Below are 14,043 nucleotides of genomic sequence, written 5' to 3'. Positions count from 1 at the left end.
ATATCTTTTTCTTATAAGGTTTGTAAATGGTGAACATACATGATCACTTTCCAGCGTTCTTCGGGAGCAAGCTGAGAAGCGTATGAACCCATAGCATTTACACCGTAAGTAATGGTATGATAAATTTTACCGTCTGTAAGGTCTTTCATGTTACCACCGCGTGATGACTGGCCTTTTGAATATGATGGAGGGGCCGGATAACCGTGCTGAACCACTAATCCGTCACCCTGTCCGTTAACACCATGGCAAGGAGAGCAGAAATGCTCAAACAAAATCTTACCATCAGCGTAGTTAGCCTGGGTTTGCGCCAATACTGATTTAACCTCTACGCTGGCTAATTCATAACCTTCTTTGGTATTTGGATAATCAAATTTGGTAAAGCCAACCGGGATTGTTCCGGCAGGTGGCAACTGAGCCGTTTTACCATCTTTGAAATTGTTATTTTTTTGATCCGGATCGTATGCTAAATGCTCGTACATATTAGGTGCATACTCCCAACCGGTACTCCTTTTATCTTTGCACGATGTAAAAATTATCGAAGCAGCGATAACGGTAACTATTGTTCCTAATATTTTAATTTTATTCATAGCTAACATATTTTCTGTCGTTATGCTTCACTTCTGTAGCGCCCGCTTCTTTTAGTAAATTAGTTATATCCTCGTGTGGAATGTTTCCTTTAGCGTTAATGGCAATTACAAACTTGTCATCTGTCGCTCTTAAATCCATTACCCTTGGCGTACGGCCCGGGAACAGGTGTGACGCGAAGAAGAACGTAAATGTCATACCAAAAGAAGTCCATAATACCGTCCACTCAAATGTAACCGGGATAAAATCGGGGATAGCGAAAAAGTTTTTACCACCGATGTTAATAGGCCAGTCATGAACAAGCATATAATACACCATCGAGAACATGATCGTGCCACCTAAACAGCCGAACATAAATGCTGCATAACCAAGACGCGAATCCTTAATGTTCAGTTTAGCCTCGATACCGTGGATAGGCATAGGAGTGTAAACATCATAAATTGGTACGCTGTTTTTTTGCAGCTTATCAATCCCGTGCATCATTTCATCGGGATCATCAAAAACGCCTAATATATATTTAGTGCTACTCATTATAGTATTATGCTTTTAAGTATTCAGACTGGTTAACACTATCAAATTTCTCAAGTGAAGCGATGTAGAACTCAGCCTCAGCCGGCTCAACATGACCTTCGTCCATAAGTTTCTTCTTAGCTTGCTCGCTTGAGCTTTTCAGCAACAGTTTCACCTCGGCCATAGCCACTGAAGGTAATACCCTGATGAACAACAGGAACATGGTAAAGAATACACCAATTGAACCGATGAACACGCTCACGTCAACCCAGGTTGGATAAAACATAGCCCAGCTTGATGGTATAAAGTCACGGTGCAATGAGGTAACGATAATTACAAAACGCTCGAACCACATACCGATGTTAACCACGATTGATAATACCCATGACAACGGGATGTTGGTACGGATCTTTTTGAACCAGAACAGCTGTGGAGTAATTACGTTACAGGTCATCATACTCCAGTAAGCCCACCAGTACGGACCGGCGATACGGTTTGCGAAAGCATACTGCTCATACTCGTTTTGTGAGTAGAACGCGATGAACAACTCTGTTAAGTAAGCCACACCTACTATCGAACCGGTTAACATGATGATCTTGTTCATCGATTCGATGTGGAACATGGTGATGTAATTTTCAAGTCCTAATACTTTACGTGCGATAAGCAACAGGGTTTGCACCATAGCAAAACCAGAGAAGATCGCACCGGCAACGAAGTATGGAGGGAAGATGGTAGTGTGCCATCCTGGTTCCAATGAAGTTGCAAAGTCCATGGATACAATGGTGTGTACCGAAAGTACCAGTGGGGTTGAAACACCTGCCAGGATCAATGATACTGTTTCAAAACGCTGCCAGGTTTTAACTGAACCTGTCCAGCCGAAAGACAATACCGAATAGATACGGCGGCGAAGACCTTGTGCACGGTCACGGATAGTAGCGATATCAGGCAATAAACCAGTATACCAGAATACTAATGAAACCGAGAAGTATGTTGAAATCGCAAATACGTCCCAGATAAGCGGTGAGTTCCAGTTTACCCATAATGAACCGTACTGGTTTGGTAACGGTAATGAATAAACAGCCATCCATGGACGACCCATGTGAGCGGCGATATAAGTAGCCGCGCAAATTACCGCGAAGATTGTCATCGCCTCGGCCGAGCGGTTAATGGAATTACGCCAGTTTTGACGGAACAGTAACAACACCGCAGAGATAAGCGTACCGGCGTGACCGATACCTACCCACCATACGAAACCGGTAATGTCCCAGGCCCATCCTACTGTTTTGTTCAGGCCCCACTCACCAAGACCGAACCAGAAAGTCCAGCTGATCGCGAAAACCCAAAGTGAGGCGCCAAGCGAAGCCACACTAAAACCGATCCACCAGGCTTTACCCGGCATATTTTCTACAGGGCGTAATACATCATTCGTAATTTGTCCATACGTGATGTCTTTACCCGTAATTAACGGTTCCCTTATTATTGATTCACTATGAGATGCCATATATCTTAATCTCTGTATATAAAAATTTATGCCTGAGCTTCAGTTTCTATTATATTTCTAACTTTTGTCTGGTAACCGATACCTGGTTGTACGTTAAGTTCTTCAAGCACGTAGTAAGTTCTTTCACTTGCAAGTGCTTTTGAAACTTCAGAGTTAGGATCATTCCTGTTACCGAACACGATAGCGTTGGCAGAACATGTTTGCTGACAAGCCATTTTGATTTCGCCATCCTTAAGAGGACGTTTTTCAATTTTAGCTTTCAGTTTACCAGCCTGGATACGTTGGATACACATTGAACATTTTTCCATAACACCACGGAAACGTGTAACTACGTCTGGGTTAAGTACTAATTGTGTATGCTCACCTTGCAGGTAGTTATCAAAACGTGCATCGTTCCAGTAGTTGAACCAGTTAAAGCGACGTACTTTGAACGGACAGTTGTTAGCGCAATAACGTGTACCTACGCAACGGTTGTAAGCCATGTGGTTTAAACCTTCTGATGAGTGAACGGTAGCTAATACCGGGCACACAGTTTCGCAAGGCGCGTGATCACAGTGCTGGCAAAGCATTGGCTGGTGAACAACCGATACATTGTCAAAGTTATCAAGCTTATCAATTTCCTTTTCTTTAGTAACTGCTTCTTCGCTGTTACCATGGTCATTGTAGCTATAGTAGCGGTCGATACGGATCCAGTGCATTTCACGACGACGTGAAACCTCATCTTTACCTACAACCGGGATGTTATTTTCTGCAGAACATGCAACCACACAGGCACCGCAACCGGTACAAGCGTTAAGGTCGATAGCCATTACCCAGTCATAAACAGGGCGGTCATGGTTATCCCAAAGTGATTCGGCATTGTAATCTTTACGGCCATGCTCGTTACCGCTACCTGCTGCAGGGTTCTTTTTGTATTCAACAAAAGTAGCCTCGCGGATCACGCTCCTGCCCTCATATGAGTGGTGGGTTTGTGTTTGAGCAAGCGGCGATTTGTAACCAGCCGATTTGAAAGTAGCTACCGCAGCAGTTTGGAAGGTGCCATTGCTTAAGCTAAAGAATGGGAAAGCGTTTTTACCAACGTTGTTACCAACCGGACCAGCATTTGTACGACCGTAACCTACAGCTACTGATAAAGTGCCCTGAGTTTGACCTGGCTGAGCCAATACCGGCAACTCAACTGAATAACCGTTAGCATCAATTTTGATCACGTCACCTTCTTCCAGTTTCAATTTCTTCATATCAGAAATTGACATGGCAGCGAAGTTATCCCAGGTAACTTTTGAAACCGGGTCAGGAAGCTCTTGTAACCAAGGGTTGTTACCGCGTTTACCGTCACCGATAGCCTGGCTTACATAAAGCTGTAACTCAAATTTGTCGCCATCAGCAGCAACTGCTTTGCTTTGAGTTAATATTTTTTGAGTTACACCGGCAAGGTCAAGGCTAAAGCTGTAAGCACCTGCTGCTGCAGGAGTAGCTACAACCATACCTGCTTGTAATAAAGCTTCCCAACCTTTTTGACCAGACAGGCCGCCTTTTGCTAACAAGCCTGAATCCCAGGTTTTGCGAACGTAGGTGTAGTAATCTTTTATAGGATTTTCCATCCAGGCCAGTAAGCTATGCTCTGCCTGACGGGTGTTGTAAACCGGGTTAATAGCCGGCTGAATTACAGTATAGTAACCTTCAACAGCGTTAGCATCACCCCATGACTCAAGGTAATGGTGGTTTGGCGCGTTAACGGTAGCTAATAAAGCTGTTTCGTCGGCATGATCGGCAAATGATACCGATAAACGAACGTTCTTAAGAGCAGCTTTGAATTCGTCGGCTTTGTAGTAATCGTAAGCAGGGTTAGCGTTCAGGAATAATACCGCGCCAACATCACCACGTTTTACTTCGTTTACAAACTCAACAAATGCAGCATCGTTACCAGCGTATTGTTTTGATGGGTTATCAAGATCAATAGTAGTACCGTAGCTACCTAATAAAGAGTTGATGGCGTTTACTAATACTTGTGTAGCAACATCATTTGAACCGGAAACTACTAAGGCTTTACCTTTTGCAGCAACTAATTCTTTAGCAGCTAACATAATAGCGGTATCAACTTTTTTGCTGCCGGTTGCTTTTGAACCTGGCAAAGTAGTACCTGCAATAGCATTGTATAAGTTGATCAATGCAACACCAATTTCAGATGGTTTGGTAGTGATACGGGCATCGGCGTTAGTACCGGTCATGCTCATACCAGTTTCAAACTGAATGTGGCGGGACATTTTTTTGTTAGCAAGTGATTTGCTGTTACGATTAGATACGTACTGACGTGTAAATTCTTCGCCAGAGATCCAGGTACCTAAGAAATCAGCACCAAAGCTTACAATTACATCGGCTTTATCAAAGTTGTAGTGAGGCAATACTGCTTTACCAAAACTGTTTTGATTAGCCTGGATGATACCTGTATATGATACGGTATCATAATTGATATGTTTAGTAGTAGGGTATTTAGCTGTGAACTCAGCAATAACTGCTAAAGTTGAAGGGCTGTACACCGTTGAAGTAACCAAACGGATACCTTTACCTGAAGCGGCAACCGCGGCAAGCTCTTTCTTAATGTAAGCGTCTGTTTCTTCCCAGCCAGCCTCAACGCCTTTAATACGCGGGCCCTGCAAACGGTTTACATCATAAAGGTCAAGTACAGAAGCCTGGGCCTGTGCACTTAAACCACCTTTTGAAAATAAATCGTTAGGGTTACCTTCAACTTTGATAGGACGACCTTCGCGGGTTTTAACCAGGATAGCCTGACCTTCGTAGCTTGAAGTATAATAGTTAGCCACACCCGGGGTAACCTCTTCAGGCTTAATCAGGTATGGAATTGATTTATGCACAGGTACTTTTTGACAAGCCGCCAATGTAACTGCACCAACACCAAAGCCAAGCGCCTTTAAAAAGTCGCGACGTGGAGTTTTAGATGACAAACCAGATCCGCTAAGCACTTCCTCGATAGGAATTGGCTCTGCAAATTCGTTCTTATTTTTCTCAACAAATTCTGGTGTTCTGTTTAGTTCTTCTAAACCTTTCCAGTATTTTTTATTGCTGTCCATTTAAGCTGTATAAACTGTAATGCTAAAATTCTTTTTATTAATAGTGACACTTACCGCACTCGATACCACCTAACACGGCGGCTGTAACCTTCTCACCTTTCTTGATCTTATCGTGTGCAGCCAGGATGCTGTCATAGTAAGCATTGCCTTTACCGTTAACTTCGGTACGTTTGTGGCACTGGATACACCATTTCATGGTAAGCGGAGAGTATTGGTAAACCTCTTTCATTTCCTGTACCGGACCGTGGCACTGCTGACATTTAATACCGCCAACTTTTACGTGTTGAGAGTGGTTAAAGTAAGCTAAGTCAGGCAGGTTGTGGATACGTACCCACTGGATTGGTTTAGCCTGGGTGCTGTCATACTTCTGTGTTTTTGGATCGTAACCCAAAGCGTCATAGATCTTGTGTATCTCTTCCGACTCAGTTTTAACAACTTTGTGGCAGTTCATACATACGTTCAATGATGGGATAGAAGCATTTTTTGACTTGTATGCACCTGAGTGACAGTACTGGCAATCAATTTTCATGATACCGGCGTGTAACTCGTGTGAGTATTTAATTGGCTGTACCGGCTGGTAACCCTGGTGTACGTTGGTAGTCCATAAAGAAACCCAACCCCAGCTGCACATAGCAACAGTACCTGCAACCAATATAAAGAATACCAGTTTTTTGTTTTTAAGGATCTTGGCGATGAACTCTTTTTTAGCGTCAACCGCTACAGCGCCATCTGCAGTAACTTCGTCCTCGATAACAAGGTCTTTGTTTTTAAGCAGGATACGCTCTAATGAACCTACTACCTTGTTTAATACCAGGATAACGATGAAAGCGATAACGATGATACCGATCAAACCGAAAACAACCATATCACTTGGTCCGCTTTCAACTTTGGCACCCGGAGCAGCAGCACCAGCAGCTGGCTTAGCCTGATCTTCTTTCCATGTGTTACGAACGTAGGTAATAATGTTACCAACATCGGCATCGCTAAGGTCAGCGAATACGGTCATACCCGATTGGTTGTACTCATTGTAAATTTTGAGTGCCTTAGGGTTTTTAGCAGCAATTAATGCCTGGTTGTTCTGGATCCACTGGATAAGATATTTATCATCAGTTTCTTCAGTAAGTTGCGGACCTAATGCCGGACCAATTAAGCGGCTTTCGATTTTGTGACAGGTAGTACATTTTGACTTGAAAATGGCCTCGCCTTTAGCAGCGTCAGTCTGCGCGTACGCATTAGATAAACTCCAAAAAGCAAACCCGGCAATCAGTAAAACCGACCTTGAGAATTGTTTAAGAATCAATGAGAAACTTCTCATACAGTGTATTTATGCTAAATAATTTTTATATTAATGATGGAAACTGTTGTAAGATGTATGTTTCATCGGATAATTACAGGCACAAAAGTATAATTTTATACACTATCGGTGACACATAAATGACACCAACCTATAATTTATAATCGTTCTAAATAGACAAAAAACCGCGTTTAAACGCTGCTAAATGCATATTAATGTCATTTGACATTTTTTTGGAATAATTACAATCCAACTTTAATTATAAAATTTTATCTATTGTTTTAGTAACCAGGCAAAAATAAGTGGTGCAACAATGGTTGCATCGCTCTCTACTATAAACTTAGGGGTATGGATGTCAAGCTTGCCCCAGGTTATTTTTTCGTTAGGTACAGCGCCTGAATACGAACCATATGATGTGGTTGAATCAGAGATTTGGCAGAAGTAGCTCCAGAAAGGAACATCATGCATCTCCATATCCTGGTAAAGCATAGGTACAACACAAATCGGGAAGTCGCCCGCTATACCGCCACCAATCTGGAAAAAGCCAATGCCTTTGCCCGATGAATTTTTAGTATACCAGTCGGCCAGCCATGCCATGTATTCGATACCGCTTTTCATGGTTGATGCTTTAAGCTCACCTTTAATTACGTATGAAGCAAAGATGTTGCCCATGGTTGAGTCTTCCCATCCCGGTACAACAATTGGCAGGTTCTTTTCGGCAGCAGCCAGCATCCATGAGTTTTTAGGGTCTATCTCATAGTATTGCTCCAGCTCGCCGCTTAATAATATTTTGTACATGTACTCATGCGGAAAATAACGCTCGCCGCTGTCATCAGCATCTTTCCAAATTTTGTGGATATGTTTTTGCAAACGACGGAAAGCTTCTTCTTCCGGGATACAGGTATCAGTAACACGGTTGTAATGATTTTCAAGCAGGTCCCACTCTTCCTGAGGGCTCAGGTCGCGGTAGTTAGGTACCCTTTTGTAATGCGAGTGCGCTACAAGGTTCATGATATCCTCTTCCAAGTTGGCGCCTGTACATGATATGATAGCAATTTTATCCTGACGAATCATTTCAGCCAGTGAAATACCCAGCTCGGCTGTACTCATGGCACCGGCTAAGGTAACCATCATTTTACCGCCTTCTTCAAGGTGTGTTTCATAGCCTTTAGCTGCATCCATTAATGCCGCGGCGTTAAAGTGCAGATAATTTCTTTCAATAAACTGCGAAATAGGTCCTCTTGTAGTGCTCATAATATTTCAATAAAATTTCTGCGCAAAAGTAGACATTTTAGTTAAATTGAATTTTAAATGAAACTTTATCTTTTTATAACTATTTCGTTCTGAAATTGTCATCCCTTCACCCCTACCCTCGTCCTTATATGTCATCCTAATTTTAAAATATTGTTGGCAGAACCTTATACACCAAAATGGGTTATATTAGCCACCGTAAACACCTATGAAAAAACTCGTTACCTTATTGCTTTTGTGCGCTATTTCAACCGGTGCCTTTTCGCAAATATCCCGTGTAGTAAAGCGGATGTATTTTGATAAAGATACCACACGCAAAAGCAGTTTTGTTATATTACCCGTTTTAAGCTCGGCCCCCGAAACCGGCCTTGAGGTTGGCGGCGCCGGATTGTTATCTTTTTACACCGATACATCCAAGCTCAATACCCGTGTATCTAATGTTTTTGCCTACGCTACTATAACCACCAAAGGTCAAAGCCGTTTAAGCCTTACCAGCAGCTACTGGACTCCAGGCAATACCTATCACCTTACGGCAGGCGTGAGTTATATCAACTTCCCCTTTGATTTTTATGGCATTGGTAATAATACCTTAAAGGCCAACTCCGACAGGATTGGTCAAAAACGTTTCAAAGTAAACTTTGCAGGTGAAAAAAAGATCACCGATAATTTATACGCAGGTATAAACGCCGGTGCATGGGACTACCATTTCAGTGATGATGATAAAACAGGTATATTTTATACCGATCCGCGTGTTGAAAATCGCGGAGGCGGGCCAAGCGTATATATAGGTCCTACCATTACATTTGATAACAGGAACAATAATACTTACACCACCAAAGGCCTTATTATAGGTGCTTATTTCCAGGCTATACATGGCATGTTTGGCAATAACGATTACAAGGGAGGTTTCTTTAATATCGAATATTCGCAGTTTTTTTTACTTGCGCCTAAATGGGTGCTTGGCCTCGATGTGCAGGAACAAAGCCTTACCGGTTCTGCTTCGCCATTTTATTTACTGCCCGATCTGGGTAGCGACGAGCTGATGCGGGGTTATTATAACGGCCGTTTTCGCGACCGCAACATGATAGCCGGACAAGCCGAACTGCGCTACCGCCTAAGCAATCGTATAGGCTTTGCAGGCTTTGTCGGCACCGGTGAGGTTTTTAAAAACAGCTTCAGTTCTTCGGAACTAAAACCAAACTACGGCGGTGGCCTCCGTTACTTTTTTGATGTTCAAAAAGGCCTCGCTGTCCGTGTAGATTATGGCGTAGGCCAGAAAATCCCTAACGAAAAAAGATTAACCGGATTTTATATTGGATTGGGGCAGTCGTTTTAATGTTGTCTGTCAGAACTCGAATTAAACGAATTTTTATAATTCATCGAATGCCGCTTTCTTCTGAATTCCATTTTTTCAAAATTCCGCCCATTCAATTAATTCGTTTAATTCGAGTTCAGACATAAGCTATCAATACCTCACCCTGAAATCCTCTTTACTCATCCCCGGTTTAAAAAACACCATCCCGATAAAATATAGATCGATAGTAGCCCTAACCTGTTGATTTAATTTAAGCTGCTCCCATGATTGTTGGGCTGCGGAGTTGCGATGGATGTTTGTAAATATTAAAACGGTATCGTCATGAACGGATGGCATAACCTTTTCAAGATAACTGGCAGGGTTTTGTTTTAAGGCATCTGCCAGGATCATGTCAGCCTGACGAGTGCCAGATGTTGAAGATGAAATACCTTTAACTTCGGGGTTAGCTTGTTTGATAACAAACGCTGTGATGTAATCCGCTGTATCAGCTAACAATACTGTTTGTGGTTTAAAGTAAACAGCAAACCGATAAAGCAAACGGTAAAATTTCAAGGGTAGTGTATTTATCACACTCTTGTCAGAATGTTGCTTCCTGCAAATTTCTTTGATATCACGGTACACTTTTTGGGAAGTATAATCGTAAATAACCGTATCAATCAGCTTGTAAACAAATGGAGAGTGTATGCCATGCCTGTTATTGGCCAAAAAACGGTGCCGCAGATAACTAAGCCCATACCTTATATTATACATCGCTGTAAAAATAGAAAAGGTTTAGTATTTTAGCATTACAGTGTATGATAAATCCAACTGAAGTTAATTCATTGATCCGCCTGCTGGACGATCCGGACAGCGGCATTTATGAACATGTGTATAACAAATTGTTTTCATATGGAGCCGAAGCTATCAGCTATCTTGAGTCGGCTTTTGAGCAGGCTTTTGACCCTATTTTACAGGAGCGTATTGCCAACCTGGTACACGAAATACAGTTCAGCAGCCTTAAAAACGACCTGAAATTATGGAACCAAAGTGGGGCGTTTGATCTGCTGCAAGGCATCCTGATCATTAACCGTTACCAATACCCGGATCTTGACGAGCAAAAGATCATCAACCAGATAGAGGCCATTAAGCGTGATATCTGGCTGCAAATGATGAACGAGGCCAGTCCGAAAGAGCAGATCAAGCTCATTAACCATGTATTTTACAACATCTACGGTTTCAGCGGCAACACCTCCAATCACCTCGATCCGCAAAACAGCTACCTGAGCCAAGTATTGGAAACCAAAAAGGGCAACCAGATTTCGTTAGCCATCATTTATTCTATCATAGCGCAAAAACTGGATATCCCGGTATATGGCGTAAACCTGCCGCAACACTTCATCCTGGCCTATCTGGATGAAAGTATGCAAAGCGAATTTGAAAGTGGCATCCTGTTTTATATTAACGCCTTTAATAAAGGCTTCTTGTTTGGCAGGCGCGATGTAGATATGTTCCTGAAACAGCTTAACCTCAAATTTGATAAGCAATTTTACGAACCCTGCTCTAACACCGATATCATTAAACGTGTGCTCCGTAACCTCATCAGCGCGTATGAAAACCTTGGCTCTGCAGATAAGGTAAGAGAGTTGAATGAGTTGCTGGAGATAATGGATGCCCCCCCCGCCCCCTAAAGGGGGTGCTTTTGATTTGCGCCGCGTTGTGATTTTCAACTATCGTTCCCCCTTTAGGGGGTTAGGGGGCTTCATCCCACCAGGATCCGGTTTCATCCCATTTATTTATTCAGTAGTATTGTGCATTATACCTTGCGGGCATAATTCAAAACACTATGAACGATCTGCTGAAAAAAAACCTGAACCTTGGCAAAATTGAATTTTGGGCCGCAACCACCATTTATGCTTTTGCACTTATACTGCTGTTAACCAAAGTTGCCGACAGTAACTATAAAGAAATATGGACCCCATACAGGTACATGTTCAACAATTATCACCTGCATTATTCGTACTCTAAATTTTATTTTTTTCCGGAGGTATTCAGATATACCGGATACTATGGTGCCTTTTTACTTTGGAACTTTGTTATCATTCCGGCCTTAGCCGAAAAACGGCGCATTGCCTGGCACATCATTTTAGGGTTAGCTCTTCTTACCGCTCTTTGGGGCTTGTTTGGCATAACCGATACATGGCTAAAGGGCTACCTGTTTTACCATAAGTCTCCAGATTATGTGTATAACCTTGTTTTCAAAACTAATGTGCTGTATGCTTTATGGGTGATGATGATGCTTACTTTTTACAGCATGATCAAGTATTCGGCAAATTTCCTGTTAAGTAACGTAGATAAAATACAAGCCAAATACCGTGTGCTTACCCACGATTGCATTATAGCGATTGTGATTTGCATGATCGTTGCCTTCATGATGGCGCTTGCCGATTTCCCGGTTGAGTTGATCACTACTTTCGTAATTATAGCACCGGTAGCTATAGGCATTTACGCCTTGTCTTTCTACAGTTTAATACCGCAAACGTTGGCCAAAAATCGTGGCATTTTCAACTACCTGCTTAAAACTGCAGGTGTTATGTTACTGATCAGCATCCCAATAGGCATTTTAACAAGCCTGATATTTGAATCATCGGAGCCAACATTTATTGTTGGCGGTTTTAATTGCGGTATACAACTGCTTATTACCGGCCCTTTTGCCTGGATAGTTTACAAACGCAAAATGGCTGGCAACCAGGAAATCACCTATTTAAAAACCGCCCTCGGCCGTTCGACAGCAGATCTGGACTTCCTTCGCTCACAAATTAATCCGCATTTCCTGTTTAACGCCTTGAATACTTTGTATGGTACCGCCCTGCAGGAAAATGCCGAACGCACCGCTGAAGGTGTGCAGCGCCTTGGCGATATGATGCGCTTTATGCTACAGGAAAACATGCAGGAAAAAATACTGCTGGTACGCGAAATCGATTACCTGAATAACTACATCGCCCTGCAAAAGCTACGAACCCAAACATCGCCCGATATCAGTATTGTACTACAAATTGAAGAGCATGTAAACGCCCTGCAGATTGCCCCCATGCTGCTAATCCCTTTTATTGAAAACGCCTTTAAACACGGCATCAGTCTGCGCCAACCATCGCATATCAATATCAGTCTGCAAACCAAAGAAAACACGCTCTACTTTGATGTGCATAATAGCATCCACCCAAAAGTGTTTAACGATACCGAAAAATATAACAACGGCATTGGTCTGGAAAATGTGAAACAACGGCTGATACTCCTGTACCCTAACAAACATGAGCTGGTGATCCGCGAAAGTGCCAGGGATTTTTTCATACATTTAACTATACAACTACAATAAGCTTTGATTACCGCCATAGCCATTGATGATGAACCGATAGCGCTTGATGTGATTCGCTCGCATGCCGCCAAGGTGCCATTTCTTGACCTGAAAGCCGAGTTTACTGATGCCTTTAAAGCCATGGATTACCTGCAGCGCGAACAGGTAGACTTGCTATTTCTTGATATTAAGATGCCCGATATCTCGGGCATCGACCTATTAACGTGCCTCAACAAAAAGCCGCTGGTTATATTCACCACCGCCTATACTGAACATGCTGTAACCAGCTTTGAGCTCGACGCGGTTGACTACTTATTAAAACCTTTCGCGCTTACCAGGTTTATAAAAGCCTGCAATAAAGCCTACGAGCTTTACAATTTCAGGAACACTGCCGATGTTAAGGATTACATTTTCCTGAAAACCGGTTACGACCAGGTACGTGTTAATTTTGATGAAATCTATCACCTGGAAGCCACAGGTAACTATGTCAATTTTATGCTGAAGGATAGCAAGGTGGTTACCCGCATGACCATCACCGAAGTGGAAAACCTACTCCCTGCCGAAAAATTTATCAGGATCCATCGGTCGTTTATTGCCGCCGTAAGTAAAATTGATAAGATAGAACGCCACCAGGTGACCATTAATGGCTTTATGTTGCCCGTGGGTGGTGCTTATGTGCAGAATTTGGGGATGACTAAATAATTTATTCGCTTACGCCTGCATAAGACTTACGAAGTTTTAAAAACTTCGTAAATCTTAAATATACCCGGCAATCATTACCTTTAGTTCATGCAACAACGTGAACTTATCATCAGCAATTATGTAAAGGCCTATAACAATTTTGATGTTGAAGGCATGCTTAAAGATCTTGCTCCAACCGTAAAGTTTGAAAACGTATCAAACGGCGATGTAAACATGGAGCTTGATGGTATAGAAGCCTTCAGGAACCAGGCTGAACAGGCTGTAAGACTTTTTGAGCGCCGCGAGCAAATTATCCGGTCATTTAAGCATACCGGCAACAAAACCGAGATAGAAATTGATTACAACGCCATTATAGCCATCGACCTGCCGAACGGTTTAAAGAAAGGTGATGAGCTGAACCTGAAAGGGCATTCAATTTTCACTTTTGAAGGAGATAAGATTGTTGGGATAATGGATATTAGTTAA

The 14,043-nt window shown here is 42.4% G+C and carries 12 protein-coding genes; 5 read left to right on the top strand and 7 right to left on the bottom strand.

Features of this window, described 5'->3' with window-relative positions:
• Window positions 1-11 precede the first annotated feature (11 nt).
• The 6 genes from DUL71_RS21270 to DUL71_RS21245 form a co-directional block, all read right to left on the bottom strand.
• Entirely contained in the window at window positions 12-596 is a 585-nt protein-coding gene (locus tag DUL71_RS21270; protein ID WP_112574714.1) for a c-type cytochrome, read from the bottom strand.
• Window positions 580-1,116, bottom strand: coding sequence for a DUF3341 domain-containing protein (locus DUL71_RS21265; RefSeq protein ID WP_112574715.1), 537 nt, complete (start codon window positions 1,114-1,116; stop codon window positions 580-582). The genes DUL71_RS21270 and DUL71_RS21265 overlap by 17 nt, the downstream gene beginning before the upstream one ends.
• Before the next feature lie 7 nt (window positions 1,117-1,123).
• Window positions 1,124-2,596, bottom strand: coding sequence for an NrfD/PsrC family molybdoenzyme membrane anchor subunit (nrfD, locus tag DUL71_RS21260; protein ID WP_112574716.1), 1,473 nt, complete (start codon window positions 2,594-2,596; stop codon window positions 1,124-1,126).
• Between the two features lie 26 nt (window positions 2,597-2,622).
• The gene (locus DUL71_RS21255; protein WP_114939963.1) at window positions 2,623-5,685 is read right to left on the bottom strand and encodes a TAT-variant-translocated molybdopterin oxidoreductase; all 3,063 of its coding nucleotides are present in this window, start codon (window positions 5,683-5,685) and stop codon (window positions 2,623-2,625) included.
• A 37-nt stretch (window positions 5,686-5,722) separates the two neighbouring features.
• On the bottom strand, window positions 5,723-7,000 hold the full coding sequence (locus tag DUL71_RS21250; RefSeq protein ID WP_114939962.1) for a c-type cytochrome: 1,278 nt from the start codon (window positions 6,998-7,000) through the stop codon (window positions 5,723-5,725).
• A gap of 252 nt (window positions 7,001-7,252) precedes the next feature.
• The gene (locus DUL71_RS21245) at window positions 7,253-8,233 is read right to left on the bottom strand and encodes a deoxyhypusine synthase family protein (protein WP_090530168.1); all 981 of its coding nucleotides are present in this window, start codon (window positions 8,231-8,233) and stop codon (window positions 7,253-7,255) included.
• Between the two features lie 205 nt (window positions 8,234-8,438).
• Between DUL71_RS21245 and DUL71_RS21240 the strand changes: the two genes are divergently transcribed.
• A complete protein-coding gene (locus DUL71_RS21240; RefSeq protein WP_112574719.1) occupies window positions 8,439-9,566 on the top strand; it encodes a BamA/TamA family outer membrane protein in 1,128 nt (375 codons plus the stop codon).
• A gap of 129 nt (window positions 9,567-9,695) precedes the next feature.
• Here DUL71_RS21240 and DUL71_RS21235 read toward each other — a convergent pair whose 3' ends face one another.
• Window positions 9,696-10,295, bottom strand: a complete 600-nt coding sequence (locus DUL71_RS21235) for a hypothetical protein (RefSeq protein ID WP_114939961.1) — start codon at window positions 10,293-10,295, stop codon at window positions 9,696-9,698.
• A 44-nt stretch (window positions 10,296-10,339) separates the two neighbouring features.
• Here DUL71_RS21235 and DUL71_RS21230 point away from each other — a divergent pair, with 44 nt between their 5' ends.
• From DUL71_RS21230 to DUL71_RS21215, 4 genes are all read left to right on the top strand, one after another.
• Window positions 10,340-11,212, top strand: a complete 873-nt coding sequence (locus tag DUL71_RS21230) for a transglutaminase family protein (RefSeq protein WP_114939960.1) — start codon at window positions 10,340-10,342, stop codon at window positions 11,210-11,212.
• 155 nt (window positions 11,213-11,367) lie between these two features.
• Entirely contained in the window at window positions 11,368-12,897 is a 1,530-nt protein-coding gene (locus DUL71_RS21225) for a sensor histidine kinase (RefSeq protein WP_208645622.1), read from the top strand.
• A gap of 3 nt (window positions 12,898-12,900) precedes the next feature.
• Window positions 12,901-13,578: a LytR/AlgR family response regulator transcription factor gene (locus tag DUL71_RS21220; RefSeq protein ID WP_244228808.1), complete on the top strand. Its 678-nt coding sequence runs from the start codon at window positions 12,901-12,903 to the stop codon at window positions 13,576-13,578.
• 87 nt (window positions 13,579-13,665) lie between these two features.
• Window positions 13,666-14,043: a nuclear transport factor 2 family protein gene (locus tag DUL71_RS21215; RefSeq protein WP_114939959.1), complete on the top strand. Its 378-nt coding sequence runs from the start codon at window positions 13,666-13,668 to the stop codon at window positions 14,041-14,043.

This window comes from Mucilaginibacter endophyticus, from assembly GCF_003351025.1.
Lineage (GTDB): Bacteria > Bacteroidota > Bacteroidia > Sphingobacteriales > Sphingobacteriaceae > Mucilaginibacter > Mucilaginibacter endophyticus.
Note: the sequence above shows the minus strand (reverse complement) of the source record. Positions and strands in the feature narration are given on the sequence as shown.

Coding starts and splice junctions, on each gene's coding strand:
- DUL71_RS21270 (WP_112574714.1), bottom strand. CDS start 596: ATGTTAGCTATGAATAAAATTAAAATATTAGGAACAATAGTTACCGTT.
- DUL71_RS21265 (WP_112574715.1), bottom strand. CDS start 1,116: ATGAGTAGCACTAAATATATATTAGGCGTTTTTGATGATCCCGATGAA.
- nrfD (WP_112574716.1), bottom strand. CDS start 2,596: ATGGCATCTCATAGTGAATCAATAATAAGGGAACCGTTAATTACGGGT.
- DUL71_RS21255 (WP_114939963.1), bottom strand. CDS start 5,685: ATGGACAGCAATAAAAAATACTGGAAAGGTTTAGAAGAACTAAACAGA.
- DUL71_RS21250 (WP_114939962.1), bottom strand. CDS start 7,000: ATGAGAAGTTTCTCATTGATTCTTAAACAATTCTCAAGGTCGGTTTTA.
- DUL71_RS21245 (WP_090530168.1), bottom strand. CDS start 8,233: ATGAGCACTACAAGAGGACCTATTTCGCAGTTTATTGAAAGAAATTAT.
- DUL71_RS21240 (WP_112574719.1), top strand. CDS start 8,439: ATGAAAAAACTCGTTACCTTATTGCTTTTGTGCGCTATTTCAACCGGT.
- DUL71_RS21235 (WP_114939961.1), bottom strand. CDS start 10,295: ATGTATAATATAAGGTATGGGCTTAGTTATCTGCGGCACCGTTTTTTG.
- DUL71_RS21230 (WP_114939960.1), top strand. CDS start 10,340: ATGATAAATCCAACTGAAGTTAATTCATTGATCCGCCTGCTGGACGAT.
- DUL71_RS21225 (WP_208645622.1), top strand. CDS start 11,368: ATGAACGATCTGCTGAAAAAAAACCTGAACCTTGGCAAAATTGAATTT.
- DUL71_RS21215 (WP_114939959.1), top strand. CDS start 13,666: ATGCAACAACGTGAACTTATCATCAGCAATTATGTAAAGGCCTATAAC.